The sequence below is a fragment of the Nocardioides sp. Soil796 genome (genome assembly GCF_001429525.1).
GTDB lineage: Bacteria > Actinomycetota > Actinomycetes > Propionibacteriales > Nocardioidaceae > Nocardioides.
In genome coordinates, this window is sequence record NZ_LMSQ01000017.1 from 886,088 (window position 1) to 912,302 (window position 26,215).

The following is a 26,215-nucleotide window of genomic DNA, read 5'->3' on the forward strand; positions in this document are numbered from 1 at the left end:
ATGGCAATCGGAATCGACCTCTCCGGTCGGGTGGCACTGGTCACCGGCGGTTCGCAGGGGATCGGGCTCGGCATCGCCGAAGCGCTCGTGGCGGCCGGCGCGTCCGTGGTCACCTGCGCTCGCTCAGAGGTCACCGACCCGCCGGCGGGCACGACGCACGTGACGTGCGACGTACGCGACCCGGAGGCCGTGCGGGCCCTGGTCGACGGGATCGTGGACAGCCACGGCCGCCTCGACATCGTGGTGAACAACGCCGGGGGAGGGCCGTACGCCCTGGCCGCCGACGCCTCTCCTCGGCTGCACGACAAGATCCTCGGCCTCAACCTGACGGCACCGCTCCTCGTCGCCCAGGCCGCCAATGCGGTCATGCAGCAGCAGGAGACCGGCGGGGTGATCGTGAACATCTCGTCCGTCAGCGCCCAACGGCCCTCGCCGGGCACCGCGGCCTACGGCGCCGCCAAGGCCGGCGTCGACTCGCTCACCAAGTCGCTCGGCATGGAGTGGGCGCCGAAGGTCAGGGTCAACGCGATCAACGTGGGGCTGTGCCGCACCCCGGACACCGCCGACCACTACGGCGGGGACGAGACCGTGGCCGCCATCGAGAAGACGATCCCTCTGGGCAGGATGGGCCGGCCGCGCGAGGTCGGCAACGTGGCAGTCTTCCTGGCCTCGGACCTGGCCAGCTACGTCACCGGTGCGGCGATCGAGTGCCACGGCGGCGGCGAGCCGCCGGTCTTCCTCTCGGTCCTGAACCAGAACCAGTCCTGACCACCTTCCACACCAGGAGCAACGACGTGACCCGACTTCTCGAAGGACGCATCGCCATCGTGACCGGCGCGGGCCGTGGCATCGGCCGCGCCCACGCCCTCGAGCTCGCCCGCCAGGGCGCCACCGTGGTCGTCAACGACTACGGCGTCTCGAACAACGGGGTCAAGGAGGACTCTCCCGCCCAACAGGTCGTCGCGGAGATCGAGGCGCTCGGCGGCCACGCGGTCGCGAACGGCGCCGACGTCGCCGACTTCGAACAGTCGGCCGCACTGGTCCAGCAGGCTGTCGACGCCTTCGGCGGCCTCGACATCCTGGTCAACAACGCCGGCTTCGTGCGCGACCGGATGCTGTTCAACGCCACCGAGGACGAGTGGGACGCGGTCATCCGGGTGCACGTCAAGGGCCACTTCGCGATGCTGCGCCATGCTGCGGCGTACTGGCGTGCCGAGTCCAAGGCCGACCGTCAGCGTGCCGCCCGCGTCATCAACACCACCTCGGGCGCCGGCCTCCAGGGCTCCGTGGGGCAGGTCGCCTACTCGACCGCCAAGGCCGGGATCGCGTCGATGACCCTGGTCGCGGCCGCCGAGCTCGGGCGCGTGGGAGTCACCGTCAACGCGCTCGCCCCGGTCGCCAAGACACGCATGACCGAAGGTGCCTTCGACACCTCCGAGATGGCGCTCCCCGAGGACAACTCGCCGATCGTGGCGTGGCTCGCCTCCGTGGATGCCGGCCACGTCACCGGCCGCGTGTTCGAGAGCGACGGCTCGCTGCTCACCCTCGAGGAGGGTTGGCGCCACGGCGCCTCGCGTGATGCCGGGCGACGCTGGGACGCCACCGAGCTGGGTGAGGTCGTCGACTCGCTGATCGCCGAGGGTGCTGACCCGGAGCCGGTCTACGGCAGCTGACCCTGTCGGTCAGGGCTTGAGCAGGCGACCGTCCGCGTCGCGCTGCTGGTCGTTGACCAGGAGCAGGATGCCGTCGATCAGGCTCCAGATGCCGCACCCGCCGAGGGTGAAGAGCTGGGCGAGCGCCATGCCTGTGTGGCCGGTGTAGAAGCGACCGATGCCCAGCGGGATGAGGATCTGCAGCACGCCGGCGATGACCTTGCTCTTGTCGCCGTACGGCTCGCCGGTGCGGGGGTCGCGGCCGTACGGCGCACTCGGGTCGGCGCCGTAGTAGGCGGGCTGTCCGTACGCCGGCTGGCCGTAGGGTGCCTGCCCGTAGGGCGGCTGGCCCTGGGGCGCCTGGCCGTAGGGCGGGGGTGCTGGTTGTCCCCACCCGGGTTGCTGGGGCTGCTCGCCCTGCGCGCCGCGGTTCGGGTCGGTTCCCTCGGGCTGGTCTCCGGTGTCGCTCACATGCCAGATCGTGCCATGCCCGCGGTGACCCCGTGCGTGCGCCACGGGTTCAGCGGGTGGTCAGAGACGCTCGATGATGGTGCCGGAGGCCTGGGCCCCGCCCGCGCACATGGCGACGAGCGCCGTGGTCGCGTCGCGGCGTTCGAGCTCGTGCAGGGCGGTGGTCAGCAGCCGGGTCCCGGTCGAGCCGACCGGGTGGCCGAGCGCGATCGCGCCGCCGTTGACGTTGATCTTGTCCTCGGGCACCTTGTGCACGGTCGCCCAGGACATCACCACGGCGGCGAACGCCTCGTTGACCTCGCAGAGGTCGATGTCGGCGATGCCCATGCCGCTGTCGGCGAGCACCTTCTCGGTGGCCTGGACCGGTCCGTCGAGGTGGTAGTAGGGGTCCGCACCGACGAGGCACGAGGTGATGATCCGGGCGCGCGGCTTGAGGCCGAGCTCGGCGGCGAGCGACTCGTCCATCAGGAGCAGCGCGGAGGCGCCGTCGGAGATCTGGGACGAGGTGCCGGCGGTGTGGATGCCGTCGGGAAGCACGGGCGTGAGTGCGGCCAGGCCCTCGAGCGTGGTGTCGCGCAGGCCCTGGTCCTCGGTGACGGTGCGGGTCACGCCGGTGGCCGTGCCCTCGTCGTCGAGCACCGGTGCCTCCACGCCGAAGACCTCGCGGTCGAAACGGCCTTCGTCCACCGCGACTCTCGCCTTCTGCTGCGACCAGAGCCCGAAGGCGTCGACGTCCGCACGGGTGAAGCCACGATCGCGGGCGATGCGGTCGGCGCCGAGGAACTGGTCGGGCAGGTCGATGTTCCAGTCGTCGGGCCGGGGGCTGCCGGTGCCCTTGGGCACGTTCGCGCCGAGCGGGATGCGTGACATCGACTCGACACCGCAGGCGACACCTGCGCGAATCGCCCCGCCGGCGATCATCGCGTTGATCAGGTGCACTGCCTGCTGGGCCGAGGAGCACTGGGCGTCGATGACGGTGGAGGCCGTGTGGTTGGGCAGGCCCGCATGCATCCACGCACGCCGGACCATGTTGTTGGACTGTTCACCGGCCTGTGACACGCAGCCGCCGATCACCTGGTCGACCAGCTCCGGGTCGAGCCCGGCGCGGTCCAGGACCTCGATCTGCGCTGCACCCAGGAGTACCGCCGGATGGACGCCGGCCAACCAGCCGCGGCGCCGGCCCTGCGGCGTACGCACTGCTTCGACGATGACCGGATTGCCCATGGATTGCCTCGCTGTCCGAACGCACTCGACGTACGTCGCTCCAGTGGCGACGTACCACCCGAAAGTAGAACACGTTCTTGATCGCCGGCAAGGCGAGTCCCGGCTGGTGGGAGTTCGGGGACGAATTCGTGTGCGGGTCTTCCGAACATTCCGAGAGTATGTAACGATCGTCACTAGAACGTGTTCTAGCATCGTGGAGGAAGCAAGTGACCGTGACGACGCAGTTGCCCGATTCGTTGCCAGTGGGATTCGACCCCACCGACCCCGGGCTCATCGAGGAGCGCATCCCGCACGAGGAGTTCCGCGCGATGCGCCAGGGATCACCGGTGCACTGGGTGGCGCAGCCCCAGGAGGCGCGGGCCGGGTTCCGAGGTGCCGAGGGCTACTGGGCCCTGACCAAGCACGAGGACATCGCCGCCGTGTCGAAGAACAGCAAGTCGTTCTCGACCGCCAAGCAGGGCGCGATCATCCGCTTCGCCCCGGACATGACGCCCGAGCAGATCGACCTGCAGGGGGTGATGCTGATCAACCAGGACCCGCCGGACCACACCAAGCTGCGCCAGGTCATCTCGCGCGGGTTCACCCCACGCGCCATCGCCGCGCTGCACGACGCTCTCGAGGAGCGGGCCCGCCGGATCGTGGCCGACGCCGCGGCGAAGGGGTCGGGCAACTTCGTGGAGGACATCGCCGCCGAGCTGCCGCTGCAGGCGATCGCCGAGCTGATGGGTGTGCCCCAGGAGGACCGCGGCAAGCTCTTCGACTGGTCCAACCAGATGCTGTCCTACGACGACCCCGAGATCGAGGGAGACGCCGAGGCGGCGTCGATCGAGATCCTGATGTACGCCGCCGGGCTGGCCGACGAGCGGCGGCGCAACCCGAAGGACGACATCGTCACCAAGCTGATCACCGCCGACGTGAACGGGCACGCGCTGACCGACGACGAGTTCGGCTTCTTCGTGATCCTGTTGGCCGTCGCCGGCAACGAGACGACGCGCAACGCGATCACGCACGGCATGGACGCCTTCTTCGACAACCCTGACCAGTGGGAGCTGTTCAAGGCCACGCGTCCGGCGTCGGCGGTCGACGAGATCGTCCGGTGGGCGACGCCGGTCACCGTGTTCCAGCGGGTCGCCCTCGAGGACGTCACGCTGAACGGCGTCGACGTCAAGGAGGGCGACCGGGTCGGACTGTTCTACGCCAGTGGCAACTTCGACGAGGACGTCTTCGAGGACCCCTACCGGTTCGACGTCTCTCGTGAGGACAACCCGCACCTGGGGTTCGGCGGCCACGGCGCGCACTACTGCATCGGCGCCAACCTGGCCCGCCTGGAGATCGAGCTGATCTTCAACGAGATCGCCGACCAGGTCCCCGACATCGCCCGTGCCGGTGCGCCCCGGCGCCTCCGCAGTGCCTGGATCAACGGCATCAAGGAGCTCCAGGTCACCTACTCGCCAACCGTGGATTCTTGATGCGCGAACCGTGCATTTCTGATGCGCGAACCGTGGATTATTGACGTCCGAACCATGGATTCTTGATGCCGTCGAAGTCCGCTGCCCGTGAGTTTTCCACAGGCGGCGGACTTCGTCGTTTCATGACGACGTCGATCGGCAAGCCTCGTCGACATGTCAGAACAACCCCCAACAGATCCATTCAGATGGAGTGACTTGGCCGAACTCGGCGTCTCCGAGTTCACCCTCCGACGCTGGCTCAGGTCCGGCGTCGTACGACGACCGCTCACGGGCGTCTATTGCTCGGCGTCTGTCGAGGACACCCTCGAGCTCCGCGCCAGTTGCGCCGCCCTTGTCCTGCCAGAGGATGCGGTGGTGTGCGACCGGTCAGCCGCCTGGCTGTGGGGCGTGGACGTGCATGAGCCGGACGAGCGTTTCGCCGTACCGGACCTGGAAGTGGCGGTCAAGCCCGGGCACACGCCGCCACGTCGCAAAGCGGTGCGCGGCGTCGAGCGGGAGTTGGCCGAGGAGGAGGTGATCCAGGTTCATGGCGTGAAGGTCACGACGCCGGTGCGCACTGCTCTCGACGTTGCCTGCCTCCGTGGTCGATGGCGAGCGTTGGCCACGCTCGACGCCTTCATGCGTGAGCACGAGCTGACGCACGAAGAATTCGGAACTGCCGTCGTGCGACTCTCCGGACGGCGCGGTGTCACGCAAGCGCGAGAGCTGTACCCGTTGGCTTCTCCGTTGTCCGAATCGCAGGGGGAGTCGTGGGTGCGTGGCGCCATTCACGACTCCGGCCTGCTGATGCCCGAACCTCAGGTGGAGATCCGGGAGGACGGCGTAGTCATGGCGCGCATCGACCTGGCCTATCGGCGTCTCCGGATCGCGGTCGAGTACGACGGGGAGGAGTTCCACGCCGAGGAACAGGCAGAGCACGACGAGGCCAGGCGTGACTGGCTGCGCGAACGTGGTTGGTACGTCATCGTCGTACGCAAGCATCAGCTGGCGGGTCGGGCGCGCGAGCAGTGGCTTGACGAGCTCGGCGCGATCATTGCTGCACGCAGTGCGCCACAGAAGCGGAAGTACGCCCGGAGTCGCGTGCCCTGGGTCCCCGCGCAGTGAGTCCGGCGCGATCAGAAATGCACGGTTCGGGCATCAAGAGCACGCGGTTCGCGCGTCAAGAATGCACGGTTCGGGCATCAAGAGCACGCAGTTCGCGTCAGCGGGCGGTGAGGACGATGGGATCCGCGTCGGTGATGGCGATGGTGTGCTCGGAGTGGGCGCCCCGTGATCCGTCGGCGCTGCGCAGGGTCCAGCCGTCGGCGTCGGTGTAGATCTCGTCGGTGGTGTGCAGGAACCACGGCTCGATCGCGATGACGAGTCCGGGCTTGAGCGGGTAGCCGCGTCCGGCGCGTCCGTCGTTGGCCACGTGCGGGTCGCCGTGCATGGTGCGCCCGACTCCGTGGCCGCCGAACTGGAGGTTCACCTTGAGGTTGGCGGCGCGGGCCACCTGGCCGATCGCGAAGCTGATGTCGCCGATCTTGTTGCCTGCACGGGCCGCGTCGATGCCGGCCGCGAGTGCCACCTGCGTGGTCTCGATCAGGGCGAGGTCCTCGGGCCGCGGCGTGCCGACGACGACACTGATCGCCGAGTCGGAGACCCAGCCGTCGACGGCGCAGGCGAAGTCGAGACTGAGCAGGTCGCCGTCCTTGAGCACGTAGTCGTGGGGGAGGCCGTGCAGCACGGCGTCGTTGACGGACGTGCACAGGACCTTGCCGAACGGCGAGGCCCCGAACGACGGGTGGTAGTCGATGTAGCAGGACTCCGCGCCGCGGTCCTTGATCATCCGATGGGCCAGGGCGTCGAGCTCGAGCAGGTTCACCCCGACGTCGGCGGCGGCGGCGAGCGCGGTGAGGACTTCGCCGACGAAGACACCGGCGGGACGCATCTCGTCGATCTGGGTGGGGGTGCGGAGCTCGATCATGCGCCCAGCCTAGAGGGCGGGCTTGTCCGCCCCGACCACCCACATGGCGAAGAACTGCGAGCCGCCGCCGTACGCGTGACCGAGCGCACGTCGTACGCCGTCGACCTGGTGCTCGCCGGCCCGGCCGCGCACCTGCAGTGCGGCCTCGGCGAAGCGCAGCATGCCGGACGCCCCGATCGGGTTCGAGCTGAGCACTCCGCCGGAGCAGTTGACCGGCAGGTCACCCGTCATCGCGGTCACGCCGGACTCGGTCAGCTTCCAGCCCTCACCCTCGTCGGCGAAGCCGAGGTTCTCCAGCCACATCGGCTCGAACCACGAGAACGGCACGTACATCTCGACCGCGTCGATCTCGCGCCGCGGGTTGGTGATGCCCGCCTGCTTCCAGAGGTACGCCGCCGCATCGCGGCCCGCCTGCGGGTTCACCTGGTCACGTTCGGCGGCGGTGGTGGGCTCGGACCTCATCGCCGTGGCGTGGATCCAGGCCGGGTTGTCGACCGAGGCGGCGGTGTCGGCGTCGGCGATGACCAACGCGCACGCCCCGTCGGAGGACGGGCAGGTCTCGTCGTAGCGGATCGGGTCCCACAACATCTGTGAGGCCAGCACCGACTCGACCGTGGTGTCCTTGTTCTGCAGGTGCGCGAAGGGATTCTTCAGCGCGTTCTGGCGGTCCTTGGCCGCCACCACCGCGCCGATGTGGAGCGGGGCGTTCGACCGGCGGATGTAGGAACGGACGTGGGGCGCGAAGTAGCCACCCGCGCCGGCATGGACCGGCATGATGAACGGAACCGGCACCGAGAGTGCCCACATCGCGTTCGACTCCGACTGCTTCTCGAACGCCACGGTCAGCACTCGCTTGTGCACCCCGGACTGCACGAGTGACGCGGCGACGATGGCGGTCGATCCGCCGACCGACCCGGCCGTGTGCACGCGGAGCAACGGCTTGCCCGCGGCGCCGAGCGCCTCGGCCAGGTAGAGCTCGGGCATCATCACGCCCTCGAACAGGTCGGGCGCCTTGCCGACCACGATCGCGTCGATGTCGTCGAACGACAGGTTGGCATCGAGCAGCGCCCGGTCGATCGCCTCGCGGCACAGGCCGGCCATCGAGACGTCTTCGCGCTTGGCACGGTGGTGGGTCTGGCCGACACCGACGACGGCGGCAGGTTGCTTGCTCATTTCGTGGCTCCGTCCATGACGCAGACGAGGTTCTGTTGCAGGAGTGGACCGGACGTCGCGTGGCCGAGCGCACGCGTGACCTCACCGTTGCGGATCCGGTCGGCCGCCTCGCCGATGCGATTGAGGCCGGCGGTGAACATCGGGTTCGAGGTGAGCGCACCTCCCGACGGGTTGATGCGTACGTCGGACGCGAGGCCCAGCGCGTGACGCAGGATGAGCTCCTGGTGGCTGAACGGTGCGTGGAGCTCGGCGACCTCGACATCGTCGATGACCGCGGACTCCGCGGCCCGTGTCGCGGACTTCGAGGCGGTGAGGTCGCGGGCGCCGAGCTGGAGCGGATCGACGTTGTGCGCGAGGCCGGTGATCCATGCTGGTCGCTCGGCGGCGTCCCGCGCACGGTCGTCGGCGGCCAGCACGATCGCCGAGGCTCCGTCGGTCACGGGCGCACAGTCGTGCTTGCGCAGCGGGTCGGCGTACATCGGACGGGCCAGGAGCTCCTCGACCGACGAGCCGCCGCGGCGTACGGCGTGGGGGTTGGTCTCGGCGTCAGTGAGCGACCTCTGGGCCACCGACGCCATCGCCGTCTCGTCCCAGAGCTCGGCCTCGATGCCCAACCTGGCCTGGAGTCCGGCGAGGGACACGCTGTCGGGCCACAACGGCGTCATCGTGTAGGGATCGAGCTGCAGGGCGAGGGTGCGGCGCAGGACGCCGGCCGACGACTTGCCGAACCCGTAGACCAGTGCGGTGTCGATCTCCCCGGTCTGGATCTTCACCCAGGCCTCGTAGAGCGCCCATGCCGCGTCCATCTCGACGTGCGACTCGTTGACCGGCGGCAGGGCCCCGATCGCGTCGACCGCGGAGACGAACGAGAACGACCGGCCGGCCAGGTAGTCGGAGGATCCGGAGCACCAGAAGCCAATGTCCTTGCGGGTGAACCCGGTCTGCTCGTAGAGCTCCGCGAAGAGCGGGACCAGCAGCTCGACCATCGTGGGGGAGCCGTCGAACTCCAGCATCTGACGTTGGGCGAAGCCCACCACTGCCACGTTTCTCACAGGTGCACCTTGTAGCTCTCGAAGTCCGCGTCCGGCTCGTCGGTCGGCGCGAAGTGACTGATGTTCTCGACGGTCGTGCCCCACTCATCGCGCGGCCGCCACACCGCCTCGACCCGCATTCCCATGCGCACCTCGCTCGCCTCGATGCCGAGGATCAGGTGCAGGAAGGCGATGTCGGCGCCGTCCAGCAGGACGTACGCCGACACGTACGGCGGGGTGATCTTCTGGCCCAGGAATGGCACGTTGACGATGCAGAACGTCGTGACCGTGCCGGTGCCCGGGAGCTCGACCTCGTCGGTGGTGGGTACGCCGTCGACCGGGCACGCACCACGCGGGGGCACGTAGACCTTGCCGCACGCGGGGCAGCGCTGGCCGAGGATCCGCCCCTGCTCGAGCCCGCGGAAGAAGGCGCTCTCCTCGGGGCTGGCGGCGTAGGTGTAGTCGAGGTTGACCGGGGTGATCAGCCTGCCGTGCGTCGGTGGGTCACCTGCGGCGTCGCGCGGGGGGTCTTCCTGATCGCGAAGCTTCTCGAAACAGGCGATGTCGGTGATGGCTCCCACTGGCTCGTTCACCCAGCGTGCCCGGACTCGCATGCCGACGCGCAGGTCGTCGTACGGGATGTCCAACGCGTGGAGGAAGGGGGCGGTGGCGCCGTCCAGCAGGACCAGGGCCCACGCGAAGGGGCGGTCAAAGGGCTGCTCGGCGACCGGCTCGGGGACCCACGTCCACGACTGGACGGTGCCGGCGGGGCCGACCTCGACGAAATCGGTGACCGGTTCGTGGGTGGCAGGGTCGAACTCGGGCGGCGGAAGGACGACACTGCCGTCGGCAAGTCGGCCGGCGACGAGGCGGCGTTCGCGGAGACCCGCGAAGAACGCACCGAGCGTGGGGCCGACAGATCTGGTGTAGTCGAAGCTGACGCGCAGCGGCGCACTGAGGGTCCGGGCCTGCGAAGTGGTCATGGTCCAAAAGTGAAACATGTTCTAGTGTGGGGCACAAGCAATTCTGGTGAGGAGATGCACATGAAGCTGGGCCTGCAACTGGGGTACTGGGGAGCGCAGCCACCGACCGACGTCGCCGAGCTCGTCGCGGCTGCGGAGGACTCCGGGTTCGATGCGCTGTTCACCGCGGAGGCGTGGGGGTCCGACGCGTTCACCCCGCTGACCTGGTGGGGCCGCGAGACCAGTCGACTGCGGCTAGGCACGTCGATCGTGCAGATGTCGGGCCGCACTCCGGCGTCCATCGCGATGCATGCGCTGACCCTCGACCATCTCTCGGGTGGCCGGGTGGTGCTCGGCATGGGCGTCAGTGGTCCGCAGGTCGTCGAGGGCTGGTACGGCCAGCCCTTCTCCAAGCCACTCGCCCGCACCCGCGAGGTTGTCGAGATCATCCGGAAGGTGCTGGCCCGCGAGGCACCTGTCACCAATGCCGGTCCGCACCACCAGATGCCGTACGACGGCCCTGGGTCGGTCGGACTGGGCAAGCCGCTCAAGTCGATCGTGCACCCGCTGCGCGCAGACATCCCGATCTGGCTCGGTGCCGAGGGGCCGAAGAACGTGGCCCAGACCGCCGAGATCGCGGACGGCTGGATCCCGTTGTTCTACACCCCGAAGTCGGCGGAGATGTACCAGCCGTGGCTGGACGAGGGTTTCGCACGCCAAGGGGCTCGGCGATCGCGGGCGGACTTCGAGATCGCCGCCAGCTGCCACCTGCAGGTCACCTCCTCGGAGGAGGAGCGTCGGGCCGTGATCGACGCGATCAAGCCCACGATCGCCTTGTACATGGGCGGTATGGGCGCCAAGGAGCAGAACTTCCACAAGGCGGTCTTCGACCGAATGGGCCACGAGGCGATCTCGGGCAAGGTGCAGGAGCTCTTCCTGGCCGGGAAGCGCGACGAGGCTACCGCGCTGATCCCCGACGACCTGGTCGACGACATGCACATTGTCGGCAGCGCGGCGTACGTGAAGGAACGCGTCGCCGAGTGGGAGTCGACGGGTGTCACCGAGCTGTTGCTGAGCTGCCGTACGACGAGCGAGGTGCGCGGAGTCGCGGAGGTGCTGGCGTGACTGCGTCCAGCTCGACGGGGGCCGACCTCCACGCCGGCACCCACAACGGCCATCTGATGGTCAGCGCCCTGAAGCGGCACCGCGACGACCCGGTGATGTACCTCGGCGACGTCACCCTCACCGGCGGCGAGGTGGAGAGCCGGATCAGCCAGTACGTCCAGGCCTTCGAGGCGCTCGGCGCCGGCACCGGCTCGGCGTCGGCGCTGCTGGCGCTCAACCGACCCGAGGTGCTGTTCATCCTCGGTGCCGGCCAGACCCAGGGCTTCCGCCGTACGTCGTTGCACCCGCTGGGGTCGCTCGACGACCATGCCTACGTGATCAACGACGCCGGCATCACCACGCTGATCGCCGACCCGGCCTTCGCCGAGCGTGCCCTGGGCCTGCTCGACAAGTGCCCCGGCCTGACGCAGGTGCTGACGATCGGCCCTGTGCCCGAGGTGCTCAGGCAGGTCGGCACGGACCTCGTCGCGGCCGCTGCGTCGTACCAGCCCCAAGCCTTGACCGCACGGCTGCTGCCCGGCGACCACCTCGTGTCGATCACCTACACCGGCGGCACGACCGGCAGGCCGAAGGGTGTGATGGGCACCGCGCGGTCGATGAACACGATGGCGCAGATCCAGCTGGCCGAGTGGGAGTGGCCGGACAACCCGCGGTTCCTGATGTGCACACCGCTCTCGCACGCCGGCGCCGCGTTCTTCGTGCCGACCGTGATGAAGGGTGGCTGCCTGGTCGTGCTGCCGAAGTTCGACCCGGCCGAGGTGCTGCGCACGATCGAGGAGCAGCGGATCACCGCCACGATGCTGGTGCCGTCGATGCTCTACGCCCTGCTCGACCACCCCGACTCGCGCACCCGCGACCTCTCCTCGCTGGAGACCGTCTACTACGGCGCCTCGTCGATCAACCCGGTGCGGCTGCAGGAGGCGATCGACCGCTTCGGCCCGATCTTCGCGCAGTACTACGGCCAGTCCGAAGCGCCGATGGCGATCACCTATCTCGCCAAGGGCGACCACGACAAGGCCAGGCTGAGCGCGTGCGGACGCCCGTCGGCGTTCATCCGTGCCGCCCTGCTCGACGAGGACGGATCGTCCGTCGCCCAGGGGGAGCCGGGAGAGATCTGCGTGGCCGGTCCGCTGGTCGCGTCCGGCTACTGGCAGCTGCCCGACGAGACCGCGGCGACCTTCCGCGACGGCTGGATGCACACGGGCGACGTGGCCAGGGAGGACGAGGACGGCTTCTGGTTCATCGTCGACCGCACGAAGGACATGATCGTGACCGGCGGCTTCAACGTGTTCCCGCGCGAGATCGAGGACGTCGTCGCGGAGCACCCCTCCGTCGCCCAGGTGGCGGTCATCGGCACACCCGACGAGAGGTGGGGTGAGGCGGTCACCGCCCTCGTCGTACTCCGCGACGGCGAGGTGCTCACCGACGAGACGACGCAGTCGATCACCGCGCTGGTCAAGCAGCGCAAGGGATCGGTCCACGCACCGAAGCACGTGATCGCCGTGGACGCGATTCCGCTGACTGGCCTGGGAAAGCCGGACAAGAAGGCACTGCGGGCTCAGTACGCCGGCTGATCGTCGGCGTGCACGCCTGCTTCTTCGTCGCACTGGCCGCGCACGTCGGGTGTGGTCGTCAAGCACCAGGTAGTGGACCGCGACCGCCTGCTCTCGCGCATGCTGTGAACGCGAGGCAGGCCGGTTTGGTCAGGCCCCTTCCTTCACCTCGTAGATCTCGTCGGCGACGAGCCCGTGCGCCTCGCGGTGGACGGTGTTGGCCGCCTCGGGATCCGGTGCGTCGACCAGGCAGAAGATCTTGCCGTTGGCCTCGTCGACCCAGTACTTCAGGTAGTTCACTCCGTGCTGGTCCTGGATGGCCAGATCGGCGGCGTGGGCTTTGGCCACACCGTCGACGGTCACCCCGTCACCGACGTTGTGGACGTCCATGTAGAGCGTCATCGGCGTACTCCTTCGTTGAGGGACGCTTCAGGCTAGGAGCCCCTTGTGAGCCGCCGCATCCCCTGAACGGGGCATCTGGCGGCCACGAACGGTGCCGACCGCGCAGGCGGGGATCCCCGGGTCACCGGCCCTGGAAGCGGGGAGGACGCTTCTCGGCGAAGGCGCGGGGCCCCTCCTTCGCGTCGTCGGACGCGAACACGGCCGCGCCGACCTTCGCGTCGTCGGCCCAGCAGTCGTCCTCGTGCTTGCCTTCGGAGTCGCGGATCGTCTTGAGCACCGCCTGTACGGCGAGTGGGCCGTTGGCACCGATCAGGTCCGCGAGCTCGTGGGCCTTGGCCAACGCCTCGCCGTCGGGGACCACATGTCCCACCAGCCCGATCTCCTTCGCCTCGGGGGCCTTGATGTGGCGCCCGGTCAGCAACAGGTCGGCCGCCACGGTGTAGGGCAGCTGGCGGGGGAGTCGCACCGCCGAGCCGCCGAGCGGATAGAGGCCCCACTTGGGTTCGGAGACCCCGAACCGCGCCGACTCCCCGGCGACCCGGATGTCGGTGGCCTGCAGGATCTCGGTGCCGCCGGCGATGGCCGGCCCCTCGACCGCGGCGATCAGCGGCTTGGTGAGGCGGAATCCCTTGAGCAGCGACTTGATCACGGACGGGTCGAACTCGCCGGACTCGAACTTGTCGGAGGGCGCGGACTGAGACATCGCCGTGAGATCGGCGCCGGCGCAGAACGCGCCTCCGGCGCCGGTCAGGATGGCCACGCGCACGGAGTCGTCGGCGTTCACCCGGTCCCACGCCTGCTCCATGAGTGCGAGCATCTCGCCGGAGAGGGCGTTGCGCTTCTCGGGGCGGTTCATCGTGACGACCAGGGTGTGCCCGACCTGCTCCACGAGGCAGTGGGGTTCCGTTTCTCGAGTCATGGTGAGGACTCTAGTCAGAAACGAGAACGTGTTCTAGTCTTTCCGGCATGGCCCTGAACATCGCTGATCTCTTCGAGCACGCCGTCGACGCAGTCCCCGATCGCCACGCCATCCAGGTCGGTGACCGCAAGGTGGACTACACCGAGCTCGAGGCTTCCGCCAACAAGCTGGCGCACCACCTGCAGGCACAGGGGATCGGCGTCGGCGACCACGTCGGCGTCTACGCCAAGAACAGTGTCGAGCACGTCGTGGCACTGCTTGCGATCTTCAAGATCCGTGCCGTCGCGATCAACGTGAACTACCGCTACGTCGAGGGCGAGCTCGACTACCTCTTCGACAACGCCGACCTCGTTGCCCTGCTGCACGAGCGCACCTACGCGCCCCTGGTCTCGCTGGTCGCTCCCAAGCACGACAAGCTCACGACACTCATCGCGATGGTCGACCCGACCGACCCGACGAACGACGCCGACATCTCGTCGTACGGCGGGGTCACCTGGGCCGAGGCACTCGAGGGCCAGAGCGACGCCCGCGACTTCGGACCGCGCAGCAACGACGACCTCTACATCGTCTACACGGGTGGTACGACGGGCTACCCGAAGGGCGTGATGTGGCGCCACGAGGACTTCTGGCGCGTGCTCGGCGGCGGCATCGACTTCATGGCCGGCAACCGTCTCGAGGAGCTCGACCAGTCCAGGTCGGCGGCGGCCAACGCCCCGATGGTCACCTTCCCGCTCTCGCCGCTCATGCACGGCGGTGCGCAGGCGGCCATGCTGATGCACCTCTTCGCCGGGCACCTGACCATCCTCGCGCCCAAGTTCGACCCGCGTGAGGTCTGGGAGATCGTCGACCGCGAGAAGGTCCAGCTGATCTTCATGACCGGCGACGCGATGGCCCGCCCGCTGATCGAGGAGTTCGAGCGCTCGTCGTACGACGGCACCTCGCTGGTCGCGGTCGCCAGCAGTGCCGCGATCTTCAGTCGCCCGGTGAAGGAACGCTGGATGGGCGCCTTCCCGAACACGTTCTTCACTGACTCCGTCGGGGCCTCCGAGACCGGCTTCCAGGGCACCGGCCTCCAGGACAAGGACAACATCAAGGGGGAGGGGGCGATCATCAGTCTCGGCCTCGAGTCCGTCGTCCTCGACGAGAAGAACCGGGTGCTCGACGCGGCCACTCAGGTCGGCGAGATCGGCCGCCTGGCGCGGTCGGGCAGCGTCCCGGTCGGCTACTACAAGGACGAGGTGAAGTCCGCGCAGACCTTCATCGAGGTCGACGGCACGCGCTACTCGGTGCCCGGCGACTTCGTGCGGCTCGAGGGTGACAACAAGGTCACGTTGCTGGGCCGGGGCTCCAACTGCATCAACACCGGAGGCGAGAAGGTCTACCCCGAAGAGGTCGAGAACGCGTTGAAGGCGCACCCCGACGTGTTCGACGTACTCGTCGTCGGCATCGCGGACGAGAGCTACGGCCAGCAGGTGGCCGCAGTCATCCAGCCGCGCACCGGCACGGCGCCCGAGCTCGAGGGCCTGCGGTCGTTCCTCCGGACCAGCCTCTCCGGCTACAAGCTGCCGCGCTCGGTCACCCTGGTCGACGAGATCCCTCGTCACGCGACGGGCAAGGCCAACTACCCCAGGGCGAAGAAGCTCGCCGGCGCCACTGTCGCGGCAGCGGTCTGAGGACGACGATGCACAGCGACCTGTGTGAACTCTTCGGCATCGACTACCCGATCTTCGCGTTCACGCCCTCCGAGCACGTGGCGGCGGCAGTCTCGAAGGCCGGCGGGCTCGGGGTGCTCGGGGCCGTGCGGTTCAACGACGCCGACGAGCTCGACCGTGCCCTGACGTGGCTCGACGACAACACCGACGGCAAGCCCTACGGCGTCGACGTGGTGATGCCGATGAAGGTGCCCACCGAAGGCAAGGCGGTCGACCTCAAGGCGATGATTCCGCCGGAGCACCTCTCATTCGTGGAGCGGACGCTGCAGCAGCTCGGCGTACCGCCTCTTCCGGAGGGTGAGGGCCGCGACGGCGTGCTGGGCTGGCTGCATTCCGTGGCCCGCTCACACGTCGACGTGGCGCTGTCACACCGTCCGGTGCTGATCGCCAACGCATTGGGCTCGCCCCCGGTCGACGTGATCGAGCAGGCGCATGCCGCGGGGGTGAAGGTCGCCGCTCTTGCCGGCGCGGCCAAGCACGCGCTCTCGCACGTGCGCAACGGCGTCGACATCATCGTCGCCCAGGGCTACGAAGCAGGCGGGCACACCGGTGAGATCGCCGGCATGGTGCTCACTCCCGAGATCGTCGACGCGGTGGGACCCGACGTCCCTGTGCTCGCCGCGGGCGGCATCGGCTCTGGCCGCCAGATGGCCGCCGCCATGGCACTGGGCGCCCAGGGCGCCTGGACGGGCTCGCTCTGGCTGACCGTCGAGGAGTACGACCTGTCGGCCGGCACGGGCATCCGCGACGCGCTGCTGGCCGCCGGTTCGGGCGACACGGTGCGCACCCGCGTCTACACCGGGAAGCCCGCGCGTCTCCTGAAGACGAAGTGGACCGACGCCTGGGAGGCCCCGGACGCGCCGGAGCCGTTGATGATGCCGTTGCAGAACCTGCTCGTCGCCGACGCCCACAACCGGATGAACCGCGGCGACGACCCCGAGACGATCTCGATGCCGGCGGGCCAGATCGTCGGGCGCACCAACGAGGTGCGTCCGGTGGCCGAGGTGATGGCGTCGTTGGTCAAGGAGTACGACGAGACGGTGGCGCGGCTGCAGTCCCTGGCGTGAGCCGGATCGCGCGGCGTCAGGTCCCGCTGGCCTTGGGAAGCTGGAGCATGCCGTAGGCACGCTTCGGCGTGATGCGTACGACGGCGCGCCCCTCGTCGACCATCGCCTTGCGGTAGGCGGCCCAGTCGTCGTGCTCGCCGACGAGTGCACGGTAGATGTCGACGAGCTCGTCCACCACGGCGTCGTCCGGAGACTCGGCGACCGGTGACAGTGCGGCCTCGCCCTCGATCACCGCGTAGGAGAAGAAGGTCTCGCCGTTCACGTGGACGGCGACCCAGGGCTCACGTTCCATGTTGCGAAACTTGGCCCGTCCGGCCGTGGTGGAGATCCGGATGGTGCCGTCGTCGTCCACCGTGTGCAGCACGTTGGACTGCTGGGGACGGCCGTCGCGCCGGACCGTGGTCAGGATTGCCTCGCGCGTCGCACGGGCGGTGTCGAGAGCCTGTGTCAGTTCCATGCCGACACAAAGCCTGAGTCGCTTCGGGTATTCCTGCCCGGCGCCGTGGTCAGTTCGACGGCTCGAAGCGAGGCGTGAAGGGCATCGTCGGGGTGGACGAGAAGTCGCCGCGAGGTCCGCTGAAGTCGCCGGCGTAGTAGCCGTTGTGCCGGCGAGTGCGGCCCGAGAAGCGCCCCGACTCCTCTTCGACGGGGATCGATGCGGCGCACCTCAGGTCCAGGGGTTGTCCCAGCGGCCGTCGGCCTTCGCCGAGTCCACTTCTGCCCGGCCGCCGGGGCGCATCAGACCACGCGCGGTGAGGTCCTCGACCTTGGCGATGTTGATCCGCGACCACCTGCTCCGGGGACGCCTTCGCGTGTAGCGCTGGAGATAGGTGTCGTCGTCGCAGCGTCGGCGTACGGCCGAGATCCAGCCGTGGCACAGTCCGACGTCGACCATTTCGTCCTCGGTGACCGACTCCAGCGCGGACGACTTCTTCGCCGTACGAATCCACACCGCCCGCGACTGGGCGGGCTGGGCCTCGAGCCAGTCGTCGAACTGCTCACGCGAAGGCAGGTCGAGCACCGGCTCGCCGTCGATCGGGTCCATGCCAGCAGCCTAGGGCTCGCGGCACGTCGCTCCGCGGGAACCGTGAGAGCGCACCGACCGGCCGCACGTGACCTCGACCGTGGTCACGCGGGATCCGTGGCCAGATGGCGACCGATGGCCAGCGCCTGCTCGGTGGCACCGCCGAAGGAGAACTCGAAGCGTTTGGCGGCGGTGAAGTAGCGATGGGCCTCACCCTCGAGGTCGATGCCGTGGCCGCCGTGCACGTGCACCGCGGTGTGCGCGACCCGGTGCCCCGCGTCGGCCGCCCACAGCTTGGCGGTGGCCACCTCGACGTCGGCGGGCAGCCCCTCAGAGAGACGCCAGACCGCCTGCCACAGTGTGAGCTCGTCGAACAATGCGTCGATGTAGCCGTCGGCCAAGCGCTGCGACACGGCCTGGAAAGTGCCGATCGGGCGGCCGAACTGTTCACGCGTCTTGGCGTACGCCGCGGTCAGCTCCACCGCTCCACGCACGACGCCGAGCTGCTCGGCGGCGGCGCACGCAGTGAGCAGGTGGCCCAGCCGGTGGGCGACCACGCCGTCGAGCGCACCGAGGAGCAACCCCCTGGCCCCGTCGAACGAGACCAGGGCCACGGCGTCGCCATCGCTGGTGCGTTGTGCGGCGACCGTGACACCCGTGTCATCCGGCCGCACGAGGAAGACTCCGACTCCCTCGGGTGCAGTGGCGGTGACGAGGAACAGGGCGGCCGTCGTACCGGCCCGGACGATCGTCTTGACCCCGGTCAGCGCGAACCCGTCGCCGTCAGCGACCGCCGTCGTCGTGGGGGTCGCGGGCAGGTGCGCACGCTCCTCGGCGACTGCCGCGGTGAGCACGTGCGTGCCGGTTGCCGCACCCGGCAACCACTGCTCCTTCGGCTCGTCTGCTCCGCACTCGGCGAGGACCAGGGCGCAGGCGCCGTGCACGGCGAGCGGCACCGGCGCGACCCGACGTCCGGCCTCGATGAGCACCCGGGTCAGCTCGACCAGACCGAGGCCCGCTCCGCCGTACTGCTCGGGGACGGCGAGGGAGAGCAGCCCGGCCTCGCCCATGGCGGACCACAGGTCGCGGTCGAAGCGGTCGCCCTTCTCCTCGACCGCGCGCATCTGCGCGGGCGTGGTCTTGTCGGTGAGGATCTTCGCGGCCAGGGCGGCGGCCTCGTCCTGCTCGGGAGTGAAGGTGAAGTCCATGAGGCTGTCCTATCGCTTGGCGGCGGGGAGGCCGAGGCCGACGTAGCCGATGATGTCGCGCTGGATCTCGTTGGTGCCGCCGCCGAAGGTCATCACCAGCGACGAGCGGTAGTACCGCTCGAGGCGGCCGGCGATCACGGCTCCGGGGGAGTCCGCGGTGATACCGGCGTTCGGTCCGACGATCTCCATCAGCGCGCGGTAGACCTCGGTGGCCAGCTCGGAGCCGTAGACCTTCGTCGCCGAGGCATCGGCAGGGGACAAGGTGTCGATCTCGGAGGCGAGCTTCCAGTTGACCAGGGTCAGCGCATCCGTGCGGGCGTGTGCCCGGCCGAGAAGGATCTGCACCCATTCCTGGTCGATCACCCGCGTGCCGTCCGGATTGCGGGTCTCGGCGGCCCACTCGCGCACGAGCTTGATCGAGTGCACCAGGGCCGCCGACGAGGTCAACGCCACGCGCTCGTGGTTGAGCTGGTTGGTCATCAGGCCCCAGCCGCCGTTCAGCTCACCGACCAGGTTGGACGCCGGCACCCGCACGTCCTCGAAGTACGTCGCACTGGTGTGCACGCCGGCCACGGTGTGGACCGGCGTGTAGGAGAAGCCGGGGGAGTCGGCCGGGACCAGGATCATCGAGAGCCCCTTGTGGCGGGGGAGATCCGGGTCGGTGCGGCAGGCCATCCAGATCCAGTCGGCGTACTGGATGAGCGAGGTCCACATCTTCTGTCCGTTGATCACCCACTCACTGCGTCCGTCAGGAGTGGCCTCGCGCACGGCGCGGGTCTTCAACGACGCGAGGTCTGTGCCCGAACCCGGCTCGCTGTAGCCGATGGAGAAGTGCAGGTCGCCGGCGAGGATCCGCGGGAGGAAGTAGTCCTTCTGCTCGTCGCTGCCGTAGCGCATGATCGTCGGGCCCACCGTGTTGAGCGTCAGGTAGGGGATGGGGACGCCGGCGACGGCGGCGACGTCGGTGAAGATCAGCTGCTCGATCATGGAGCGCGCCTGGCCGCCGTACTCCTTGGGCCAGCCGATGCCGAGCCAGCCGTCGGTGCCGACCTGCTTGATCACCTCGCGGTAGATCCGGGCGTCACCGAACTCACCGGTGGCCATCGCCAGGGCCGCGCGACGCTCAGGCGTCACGAGCTGGTCGAAATAGTCGCGGAGTTCGTCGCGAAGGCGTTGTTGGGCTGGTGTCAGGGCGACTCGCATGTGGTAAAACTATAACGTGTTCTCGTTTTGGTCCAGACGCGCTGGAGGTAGTTCGCATGAGTGACACCCGTCTGCTCGACAAGGGCACGGTCCCGGAGCGGTTCGCCCGCGGCTGGCACTGCCTGGGCCTGGCCGACAGCTTCAAGGACGGCAAGCCGCACGCGGTCGAGGCGTTCGGCGGCAAGCTCGTCGTCTGGGCCGACAGCCAGGGCGAGATCAAGGTGCTCGACGGCTACTGCCGGCACATGGGCGGCGACCTCACCCAGGGCACGGTCAAGGGCGACGAGATCGCCTGCCCGTTCCACGACTGGCGGTGGGGCGGCGACGGGAAGTGCAAGGCCATTCCCTATGCCCGCCGGGTGCCGATGCGGGCCCGCACCCAGACCTACCCGACGGTGATCCGCAACGGTCAGGTTCTCGTGTGGCACGACGTCGAGGGCAGTCCCGCCGACACGGAGATCCTGCCGCCCGAGCTTGAGGGCATCGGCACCGAGCGCTACACCGACTGGACCTGGGAGGTCATCGACGTCCCGAACGCGCACTGTCGGGAGATCGTCGACAACGTCGTCGACATGGCGCACTTCTTCTACATCCACTTCGCCTTCCCGACGAACTTCCGCAACGTGTTCGAAGGCCACATGGCGACGCAGTTCATGGAGTCCACCGGGCGACCTGACATGGCCGGCGAGGGGTACGGCGACGAGGACCTGATCCTCAAGTCCGAGGCGACCTACTACGGGCCGGCGTACATGATCAACTGGCTGGAGACCGACTACAAGGGCTTCCTGACCAAGGTCATCCTGGTCAACTGCCACATCCCGACCGGCCCCAACTCGTTCAAGCTGCAGTACGGCCTCTGTGTCGAGAAGCCCGAGGGGCTCGACGAGAAGACCGCGAACTACATCGGCAAGAAGTATTCCGACATGTTCGGTGACGGCTTCCTGCAGGACGTGGCGATCTGGCTCAACAAGGCGCCGGTCCAGAATCCGTTGCTCTGTGAGGAGGACGGTCCCGTCTACCAGTTGCGGCGTTGGTACGAGCAGTTCTACGTGGACAAGGTCGACGTGGCGGCCGAGATGACCGACCGCTTCGAGTTCGAGGTCGACACCACGCGGGCCAACGAGAACTGGCGCGCCGAAGTCGAGGAGAACCTGGCCCGGAAGGCCGCCGAGGAAGCTGAGCTGGTCTCGACGGGTCCGGCCGCCGAGTCCCCCGACGAGTCCTGATGCCGTCTTTCATCCCGACACACGAGGAGACTCTCGAGGACCAGCGACTGTACACTCAGGCCCGTCTTGTAAAGGTGCAGTGCCTCGACTGTCTGGCGCGTGTGGGTGTGAAGAAGAACAGTGACCACCACACGTCCATCCAGTGGGACCATGAGGCGCTGGGCCAGTGTCAGGAGTTTGCCCGCATGTCATCGCAGCCCGCCGGCCGCGCCGTCCACACCGCCTGTCCCCGCCTGCTCGGCACCATCGAAGCTGCCGTGCGTGAGGGTGAGATCCCCATTGGAGCCGAAGATGGATACTGACTCCTTCGTTCTGCCGGTCCTCGGCGTCATCGACGAGACGGCCGACGCCTGTTCGGTGCAGCTCGGCCTCACCCCTGAGGCCGAAGGCCACTTCGACTACAGGCCCGGGCAGTTCCTCACCCTTGCGGTTCCCAGTGACGAGACCGGCCTGGCCGCGCGGTGCTACTCGCTGAGCAGCTCGCCAGCGGACGACGGCCCGCTCACGGTGACGGTCAAGCGGACCGCCGAGGGCTATGCGTCCAACTGGATCTGCGACAACCTCAAGGCCGGCGACACGATCCGGGTCCTTCCGCCCAGCGGCATCTTCACGCCCGCCGACCTCGACCACGACCTGCTGCTGTTCGCCGGAGGCAGTGGCGTCACGCCGATCATCTCGATCACGCGGACGGCGCTCGCGCGTGGCGCCGGCAAGATCGTGGTGTTCTACGCCAACCGCGACGAGAAGTCCGTGATCTTCGCCGACGAGTGGGCACGCCTCTCCGTCGAGCACCCCGACAGGCTGGTTGTCGTGCACTGGCTCGAGACCGTGCAGGGGCTGCCCACCCAGGACCAGCTCAAGGCGTTCGCCGCGCACTTCTCGACATACGACGCGTTCTGCTGTGGTCCCGCGCCGTTCATGAAGAGCGTGTCTTTGGCGCTGCGTGAGCTGGAGTTCCCGCGGGGCCGCCGACACCAGGAGAAGTTCGTCTCGCTGGGCGGCAACCCGTTCGGTGACGTCGAGGAGCTTCAGAAGGCCGAGGCCACGCTGGCTGACGCCGACGACCACGAGGACGGCGATGCGCCCTCCGCCCTGGTCGGACCAGTGCGCCTCGAGGTCGAGCTCGACGGCCAGCACTATGAGTTCGACGACTACACGGGCGACAAGCCGATCCTGGAGTTTCTCGAGGAGAAGGGCGTCGACGCGCCGTTCTCCTGCCGCGAAGGCAACTGCAGCGCCTGCGCCTGCATGGTGCTCGAAGGGGAGGTCCGTATGCGGCACAACGAGGTCCTCGACGCCACCGACCTCGCGGACGGCATCCGGCTCGCCTGTCAGTCCCTGCCGGTCACCGAGAAGCTGCGGATCACCTACAACGGCTGAGGCTTCAGGCGGAGTCATCCTGACCTGCCGCCTGGCCGTCGCGCGGTCATTTCACCCCCTGCTGACCAGGCCAACTCCTGTTACTCTCGGCTGAGATCGGTCTCGAGTTCGGGGGAACAGATGAAGACACGAATCCTCGCGGTCCTCGCCACCGCATTTGCCACGGTCGTCGCTCCGGCGATCCCGGCGGTGGCGCACCAGGCGCCCGCTGCGGCCGTCGTGCGCGCGCCGTACCTCGACGGAGGCACGCTGCACGTCAACGGTCAGGCGCTGTCGATCGACTGGGGCACCGAGCCCCCCGCTGCCGACGCCTCGATCGGAGGCCGCGGCCGCACCAGTGACGGGCGGCTCGCGGTGGTCAGTCGCGAGTATCTCGATGACGACGGAAGTGGAGACATCTGCTACCGCCAGACGATGTGGTTCATCGACACCGCTGGCACGGCAGCGCGTGCCTCCGGCCAGGTGACCTGTCTGTACGACGACGACGGCTGGGCCGTCGACCTGAGCGACTCGGGCGACACCTACTACGAGTCCTACACCGACATGTGGGGCAGCCAGGTGACAGTGACCGTCAAGAGGCTCGACGGCACCCGGTTGGCCCAGCGTTCCTTCCCGATCGGCGTGGACGTCCTCGACGTGGACGGCAATCGCGCCGTGATTGGTGGACTGGGTGGCTGGGGCTTCCCGCCGAAGCTCTACGTGTGGACCTTCGGCTCTGGTGTGCGCACCGTGGTCTCCGGAACCGTTGACGGTGCCGACCTGAAGGGCCGGGTCCAGTGGCGCAAGGTCAAGGACGGCTACACGACTGCACGCGACCTGATGAACCCGAAGGCCGTGCTGTGGAAGCTGCGCTTCCAGCCCGTTGAGGTTTCTCCCGATGGCCAGCGGGTGCTGGGACTCGCCACGAACTCCAAGGGAGTGAGCACGGGTGTCATCCAGGTCCGCCGACTGCGGACCGGGGCCGTGATCCGTTCGCTCAAGCCGGCCACGCCGTGGACTGCCGGCCGGATGGACTGGGACGGCAACGGCGCGATCTTCGGGCCGCGAGACACTGCTGCGGGCTCCTATCTGGTGCGTTGCCCCCTGGCTTCGTCGTGCGTCCGCGCACAGGACATCGAGTCCAGCGCCGGCTTCGTGGTATTCAGGGACTAGACGCCAGATCCCTTACCTGCTTGACGATTCTCACCCGTCGACCACTCTGTGGCCCCGCCGTCACGGCATCGGAATCGCCGCGAACGAGTACACATGTTGATCTCGGTATGGACGGACGCGGCTCCGTGGCGTACAACTTGGAGAGTACGGCTTTCAAGTTCAACAGTTCTCGGGGAACGGTATGAACGCGAATCATGAACGAGTTGTCTCCCAAGCGCGGCGCGGGCTGAGCCCGGTCGCGCTTCGGTTGAGCTTCGTTCTGGCCGCCGCGGCGGCCGCGTTCTTCTTCGGGATGGCCAGCGCACACGCCGACGACACGGACGGTGATTCGCCCGCTCAGGCCTCAGAAGCGCAGGACCCGGGGCGCGATGACGCAGCGCAGGACCGGGCCGGGCACGAGTCTCTGCTGCCTGGGCCGGAAGATCCTTCCACTCCGGTCCCGGAGCAGTCGCAGGAGCCCTCGCCGGCGGCGTCCAGCGAGCCGGCGGAGGCACCCGCGAAGCAGGCCACTCCCGAGCAGTCTGAAGCCTCCGAGGCTGCAGCGCCGGCCGTCATCGACGCGCCTGACGCCACGACCTCGAAGCCGGCACGCGTGAAGCCAGAATCGCCTGCTGTGCAAGGGAATTCCCACGATTTGGGCGCGTCCGAAACCTTGACCAAGGTGGCACAGGGAATCGAACGCGGAGTCACCCCCGCGATCACTTCAGTCGACGGGACGACACGTCAACTGGCCCGCGACCTCGAACCTGTGATTGGCAAGGATTCGCAGCTGACGCAGGCCGTCCGGGATCTCGAGACGGTGACCCGCAACGTTGAAACGCTCGTCGAGCAGACGACGCGGCCGGTCCAGGTGGGCGTCGAAGTGCTCAGCAACAAACTTGGGCTCTCGCCCGCGGTGGCCCCAGTAGCTCGCGCAGAGGGCGCGGCGCCCGTCGATCGCAAACGAGCCGTCGTCACAACTGTGCGCGCACAGGCCATTGCTCGGACCCACCAGACTCGCGAGGTCGTCGTACGCGACTCCGCAACCACGCACGACACTCAGGCCGTCTCCCCGCAACAGAAGGCGGGTTCCGAGACAAGGTCTGACGAAGGTGCCTCGCACGACAACGACCAACTGGCCGGGGCCACGGCCCTGTGTGCCAATGGTTCCGCTGGGGGATCCAGTGCGGGTTCGAGTGTCGCGATGACGGCCATCGTGCCCGCTGCGATCTCGTTCATCGGCGGGTCCGACTGCATCAACACAGGCGCGGATTCTGACGTCCCGCGCTCGGCTGGTCGCCAGCCGGGCGTCGCCCCTGACTGAACCTTCCTGCAGGTTCGCGGCAGCACAACCATGCCTGGACGTGTCACGTCCGGAGCGCGTGTGTAAGTCACTTGCAGCAGGGAGGCAGAGCAATGAGTACGTGGATGGCAAGGGCAGCAACCACGTCCTTCATGGCCGCCGGAATCATCGCCTTGGGCGCAGCAACGGCTCACGGGGATGAGGAACGGACGCCGGAAGGACCACCAGTCCACACGACCTCGGTCGCGGACACGAACGCGCCCACTGGCCAACAGCCAGAGGGAACGGTGGAGAAACCACACAAGGGCAATTGCATCTGCAAGGCGCTACCGGATGTGACGCCTCTGATCGATGCAGGATCGCAAGCTGTTCATACCGGGTCAGACGAGCTGGTCAAGACCGGCGAGGCGACTCGCGAGGTCCTTGCTTCGCTTGCGCGCCCGGGAAATGGCGACAACGGTGATGGCACCGACGGCGGCGGTGGGTCCGACGACGGTGACGGTTCCGGGAACGGCGGTGGCCATGACAACGGTGACGGTTCCGGGAACGGCGGTGNTGATGGATCCGACAACGGTTCCGGCAATGGCGACGGCTCCACTGATGGCGACGTCATGGAGCCAGCCCTGAGTGGGTCCGTCGCGGTGTCAGGTTTGGGAGTTATTGATGCTGACGGTAGAGGTCTTCACTTCACTCCCGAGACCTGGGATCACGGTGACAGGGCTCCAGTTCCGGCTGTCCGTGGACAACTGGCGCTGAACGGGGTTGGCGGGCTAGAGGTCGGGCCGAATGGCGTGGCGATCACTCCCGAGGACGACGGGAATGGCCCTCATGACGGAAACGGCTCCGACAACGGGAACGGCAACGGGAACGGTGACGGCTCCGACAACGGGAACGGCAACGGGAACGGTGACGGCTCCGACAACGGCAACGGTGACGGCTCCGACAACGGGAACGGCTCCGACAACGGGAACGGCAACGGGAACGGTGACGGGAACGGTGACGGCTCCGACAACG

At 68.3% G+C, this 26,215-nt stretch carries 26 protein-coding genes; 14 read left to right on the top strand and 12 right to left on the bottom strand.

Going from position 1 to position 26,215, the window contains the following annotated elements:
- A complete protein-coding gene (locus ASH02_RS11330) occupies window positions 1–768 on the top strand; it encodes an SDR family oxidoreductase (RefSeq protein WP_056677711.1) in 768 nt (255 codons plus the stop codon).
- A 26-nt stretch (window positions 769–794) separates the two neighbouring features.
- A complete protein-coding gene (locus ASH02_RS11335; protein WP_056677714.1) occupies window positions 795–1,673 on the top strand; it encodes an SDR family oxidoreductase in 879 nt (292 codons plus the stop codon).
- A gap of 9 nt (window positions 1,674–1,682) precedes the next feature.
- Here the strand turns inward: ASH02_RS11335 and ASH02_RS11340 are convergent, their stop codons facing one another.
- Window positions 1,683–2,123, bottom strand: a complete 441-nt coding sequence (locus ASH02_RS11340) for a TM2 domain-containing protein (protein ID WP_056677717.1) — start codon at window positions 2,121–2,123, stop codon at window positions 1,683–1,685.
- Window positions 2,124–2,183: 60 nt separating this feature from the next.
- Window positions 2,184–3,347 carry a steroid 3-ketoacyl-CoA thiolase gene (locus ASH02_RS11345; protein ID WP_056677721.1) on the bottom strand — a complete coding sequence of 388 codons (1,164 nt, stop codon included), beginning with the start codon at window positions 3,345–3,347 and terminating at the stop codon, window positions 2,184–2,186.
- A 212-nt stretch (window positions 3,348–3,559) separates the two neighbouring features.
- Here ASH02_RS11345 and ASH02_RS11350 point away from each other — a divergent pair, with 212 nt between their 5' ends.
- Together ASH02_RS11350 and ASH02_RS11355 are read left to right on the top strand one after the other, a co-directional pair.
- Complete coding sequence (locus tag ASH02_RS11350) at window positions 3,560–4,816, top strand: cytochrome P450 (protein WP_321163503.1); 1,257 nt, start codon at window positions 3,560–3,562, stop codon at window positions 4,814–4,816.
- Between the two features lie 195 nt (window positions 4,817–5,011).
- A complete protein-coding gene (locus ASH02_RS11355) occupies window positions 5,012–5,920 on the top strand; it encodes a type IV toxin-antitoxin system AbiEi family antitoxin (RefSeq protein WP_056677727.1) in 909 nt (302 codons plus the stop codon).
- A gap of 97 nt (window positions 5,921–6,017) precedes the next feature.
- Here the strand turns inward: ASH02_RS11355 and map are convergent, their stop codons facing one another.
- Genes map through ASH02_RS11375 form a run of 4 tightly spaced genes read right to left on the bottom strand, consistent with a single transcriptional unit; the run spans window position 6,018 to window position 9,969 of the window.
- Window positions 6,018–6,782, bottom strand: a complete 765-nt coding sequence (map, locus tag ASH02_RS11360; RefSeq protein WP_056677729.1) for a type I methionyl aminopeptidase — start codon at window positions 6,780–6,782, stop codon at window positions 6,018–6,020.
- A 9-nt stretch (window positions 6,783–6,791) separates the two neighbouring features.
- Window positions 6,792–7,955 (bottom strand): thiolase domain-containing protein, encoded by a 1,164-nt coding sequence (locus ASH02_RS11365; protein ID WP_056677731.1) that lies wholly within the window; start codon window positions 7,953–7,955, stop codon window positions 6,792–6,794.
- Window positions 7,952–9,007 (bottom strand): thiolase domain-containing protein, encoded by a 1,056-nt coding sequence (locus ASH02_RS11370; protein WP_056677734.1) that lies wholly within the window; start codon window positions 9,005–9,007, stop codon window positions 7,952–7,954. The genes ASH02_RS11365 and ASH02_RS11370 overlap by 4 nt, the downstream gene beginning before the upstream one ends.
- Complete coding sequence (locus ASH02_RS11375) at window positions 9,004–9,969, bottom strand: Zn-ribbon domain-containing OB-fold protein (RefSeq protein ID WP_056677737.1); 966 nt, start codon at window positions 9,967–9,969, stop codon at window positions 9,004–9,006. The genes ASH02_RS11370 and ASH02_RS11375 overlap by 4 nt, the downstream gene beginning before the upstream one ends.
- Window positions 9,970–10,029: 60 nt before the next feature.
- On the opposite strand from ASH02_RS11375, the gene ASH02_RS11380 reads away from it, so the two are divergent.
- Both ASH02_RS11380 and fadD8 read left to right on the top strand, forming a co-directional pair.
- Window positions 10,030–11,073: an LLM class F420-dependent oxidoreductase gene (locus tag ASH02_RS11380; RefSeq protein ID WP_056677740.1), complete on the top strand. Its 1,044-nt coding sequence runs from the start codon at window positions 10,030–10,032 to the stop codon at window positions 11,071–11,073.
- Complete coding sequence (gene fadD8 / locus ASH02_RS11385) at window positions 11,070–12,647, top strand: fatty-acid--CoA ligase FadD8 (RefSeq protein ID WP_056677744.1); 1,578 nt, start codon at window positions 11,070–11,072, stop codon at window positions 12,645–12,647. The genes ASH02_RS11380 and fadD8 overlap by 4 nt, the downstream gene beginning before the upstream one ends.
- A 129-nt stretch (window positions 12,648–12,776) precedes the next feature.
- Here fadD8 and ASH02_RS11390 read toward each other — a convergent pair whose 3' ends face one another.
- Together ASH02_RS11390 and ASH02_RS11395 are read right to left on the bottom strand one after the other, a co-directional pair.
- Window positions 12,777–13,028: a DUF4242 domain-containing protein gene (locus ASH02_RS11390; RefSeq protein WP_056677747.1), complete on the bottom strand. Its 252-nt coding sequence runs from the start codon at window positions 13,026–13,028 to the stop codon at window positions 12,777–12,779.
- A gap of 121 nt (window positions 13,029–13,149) precedes the next feature.
- Window positions 13,150–13,947: a crotonase/enoyl-CoA hydratase family protein gene (locus ASH02_RS11395; RefSeq protein ID WP_056677750.1), complete on the bottom strand. Its 798-nt coding sequence runs from the start codon at window positions 13,945–13,947 to the stop codon at window positions 13,150–13,152.
- Between the two features lie 47 nt (window positions 13,948–13,994).
- Here ASH02_RS11395 and ASH02_RS11400 point away from each other — a divergent pair, with 47 nt between their 5' ends.
- Window positions 13,995–15,620 (top strand): acyl-CoA synthetase, encoded by a 1,626-nt coding sequence (locus tag ASH02_RS11400; protein WP_056677753.1) that lies wholly within the window; start codon window positions 13,995–13,997, stop codon window positions 15,618–15,620.
- A gap of 8 nt (window positions 15,621–15,628) precedes the next feature.
- Window positions 15,629–16,726, top strand: coding sequence for an NAD(P)H-dependent flavin oxidoreductase (locus tag ASH02_RS11405; RefSeq protein ID WP_056677756.1), 1,098 nt, complete (start codon window positions 15,629–15,631; stop codon window positions 16,724–16,726).
- Between the two features lie 16 nt (window positions 16,727–16,742).
- Here the strand turns inward: ASH02_RS11405 and ASH02_RS11410 are convergent, their stop codons facing one another.
- The 4 genes from ASH02_RS11410 to ASH02_RS11425 form a co-directional block, all read right to left on the bottom strand.
- Window positions 16,743–17,183 carry a PPOX class F420-dependent oxidoreductase gene (locus ASH02_RS11410; RefSeq protein ID WP_056677759.1) on the bottom strand — a complete coding sequence of 147 codons (441 nt, stop codon included), beginning with the start codon at window positions 17,181–17,183 and terminating at the stop codon, window positions 16,743–16,745.
- 210 nt (window positions 17,184–17,393) lie between these two features.
- Window positions 17,394–17,771: a YdeI/OmpD-associated family protein gene (locus tag ASH02_RS11415; RefSeq protein WP_056677762.1), complete on the bottom strand. Its 378-nt coding sequence runs from the start codon at window positions 17,769–17,771 to the stop codon at window positions 17,394–17,396.
- A gap of 83 nt (window positions 17,772–17,854) precedes the next feature.
- Complete coding sequence (locus ASH02_RS11420; RefSeq protein ID WP_056891026.1) at window positions 17,855–18,958, bottom strand: acyl-CoA dehydrogenase family protein; 1,104 nt, start codon at window positions 18,956–18,958, stop codon at window positions 17,855–17,857.
- A gap of 9 nt (window positions 18,959–18,967) precedes the next feature.
- Window positions 18,968–20,161, bottom strand: coding sequence for an acyl-CoA dehydrogenase family protein (locus ASH02_RS11425; RefSeq protein ID WP_057294773.1), 1,194 nt, complete (start codon window positions 20,159–20,161; stop codon window positions 18,968–18,970).
- Between the two features lie 56 nt (window positions 20,162–20,217).
- Between ASH02_RS11425 and ASH02_RS11430 the strand changes: the two genes are divergently transcribed.
- The 6 genes from ASH02_RS11430 to ASH02_RS27030 form a co-directional block, all read left to right on the top strand.
- Window positions 20,218–21,387 (top strand): Rieske 2Fe-2S domain-containing protein, encoded by a 1,170-nt coding sequence (locus ASH02_RS11430; protein WP_056891028.1) that lies wholly within the window; start codon window positions 20,218–20,220, stop codon window positions 21,385–21,387.
- A complete protein-coding gene (locus ASH02_RS11435) occupies window positions 21,387–21,689 on the top strand; it encodes a hypothetical protein (protein ID WP_056677774.1) in 303 nt (100 codons plus the stop codon). The genes ASH02_RS11430 and ASH02_RS11435 overlap by 1 nt, the downstream gene beginning before the upstream one ends.
- Window positions 21,679–22,767 carry a ferredoxin--NADP reductase gene (locus ASH02_RS27380; protein ID WP_057294774.1) on the top strand — a complete coding sequence of 363 codons (1,089 nt, stop codon included), beginning with the start codon at window positions 21,679–21,681 and terminating at the stop codon, window positions 22,765–22,767. The genes ASH02_RS11435 and ASH02_RS27380 overlap by 11 nt, the downstream gene beginning before the upstream one ends.
- Window positions 22,768–22,887: 120 nt before the next feature.
- Window positions 22,888–23,919, top strand: a complete 1,032-nt coding sequence (locus ASH02_RS11445; RefSeq protein WP_056891030.1) for a hypothetical protein — start codon at window positions 22,888–22,890, stop codon at window positions 23,917–23,919.
- Between the two features lie 247 nt (window positions 23,920–24,166).
- The gene (locus ASH02_RS11450; RefSeq protein WP_056891031.1) at window positions 24,167–25,222 is read left to right on the top strand and encodes a hypothetical protein; all 1,056 of its coding nucleotides are present in this window, start codon (window positions 24,167–24,169) and stop codon (window positions 25,220–25,222) included.
- A gap of 770 nt (window positions 25,223–25,992) precedes the next feature.
- Window positions 25,993–26,215: hypothetical protein (locus tag ASH02_RS27030; RefSeq protein ID WP_235539024.1), on the top strand; the 223-nt coding region annotated here is incomplete at its 3' end.

Excerpts from the sequence above, each read along its gene's own strand:
- ASH02_RS11330 (WP_056677711.1), top strand. The coding sequence starts at position 1 with ATGGCAATCGGAATCGACCTCTCCGGTCGGGTGGCACTGGTCACCGGC.
- ASH02_RS11345 (WP_056677721.1), bottom strand. The coding sequence starts at position 3,347 with ATGGGCAATCCGGTCATCGTCGAAGCAGTGCGTACGCCGCAGGGCCGG.
- map (WP_056677729.1), bottom strand. The coding sequence starts at position 6,782 with ATGATCGAGCTCCGCACCCCCACCCAGATCGACGAGATGCGTCCCGCC.
- ASH02_RS11365 (WP_056677731.1), bottom strand. The coding sequence starts at position 7,955 with ATGAGCAAGCAACCTGCCGCCGTCGTCGGTGTCGGCCAGACCCACCAC.
- ASH02_RS11375 (WP_056677737.1), bottom strand. The coding sequence starts at position 9,969 with ATGACCACTTCGCAGGCCCGGACCCTCAGTGCGCCGCTGCGCGTCAGC.
- ASH02_RS11380 (WP_056677740.1), top strand. The coding sequence starts at position 10,030 with ATGAAGCTGGGCCTGCAACTGGGGTACTGGGGAGCGCAGCCACCGACC.
- ASH02_RS11390 (WP_056677747.1), bottom strand. The coding sequence starts at position 13,028 with ATGACGCTCTACATGGACGTCCACAACGTCGGTGACGGGGTGACCGTC.
- ASH02_RS11395 (WP_056677750.1), bottom strand. The coding sequence starts at position 13,947 with ATGACTCGAGAAACGGAACCCCACTGCCTCGTGGAGCAGGTCGGGCAC.
- ASH02_RS11400 (WP_056677753.1), top strand. The coding sequence starts at position 13,995 with ATGGCCCTGAACATCGCTGATCTCTTCGAGCACGCCGTCGACGCAGTC.
- ASH02_RS11405 (WP_056677756.1), top strand. The coding sequence starts at position 15,629 with ATGCACAGCGACCTGTGTGAACTCTTCGGCATCGACTACCCGATCTTC.
- ASH02_RS11410 (WP_056677759.1), bottom strand. The coding sequence starts at position 17,183 with ATGGAACTGACACAGGCTCTCGACACCGCCCGTGCGACGCGCGAGGCA.
- ASH02_RS11415 (WP_056677762.1), bottom strand. The coding sequence starts at position 17,771 with ATGGACCCGATCGACGGCGAGCCGGTGCTCGACCTGCCTTCGCGTGAG.
- ASH02_RS11420 (WP_056891026.1), bottom strand. The coding sequence starts at position 18,958 with ATGGACTTCACCTTCACTCCCGAGCAGGACGAGGCCGCCGCCCTGGCC.
- ASH02_RS11425 (WP_057294773.1), bottom strand. The coding sequence starts at position 20,161 with ATGCGAGTCGCCCTGACACCAGCCCAACAACGCCTTCGCGACGAACTC.
- ASH02_RS11430 (WP_056891028.1), top strand. The coding sequence starts at position 20,218 with ATGAGTGACACCCGTCTGCTCGACAAGGGCACGGTCCCGGAGCGGTTC.
- ASH02_RS11435 (WP_056677774.1), top strand. The coding sequence starts at position 21,387 with ATGCCGTCTTTCATCCCGACACACGAGGAGACTCTCGAGGACCAGCGA.
- ASH02_RS27380 (WP_057294774.1), top strand. The coding sequence starts at position 21,679 with ATGGATACTGACTCCTTCGTTCTGCCGGTCCTCGGCGTCATCGACGAG.
- ASH02_RS11445 (WP_056891030.1), top strand. The coding sequence starts at position 22,888 with ATGAAGACACGAATCCTCGCGGTCCTCGCCACCGCATTTGCCACGGTC.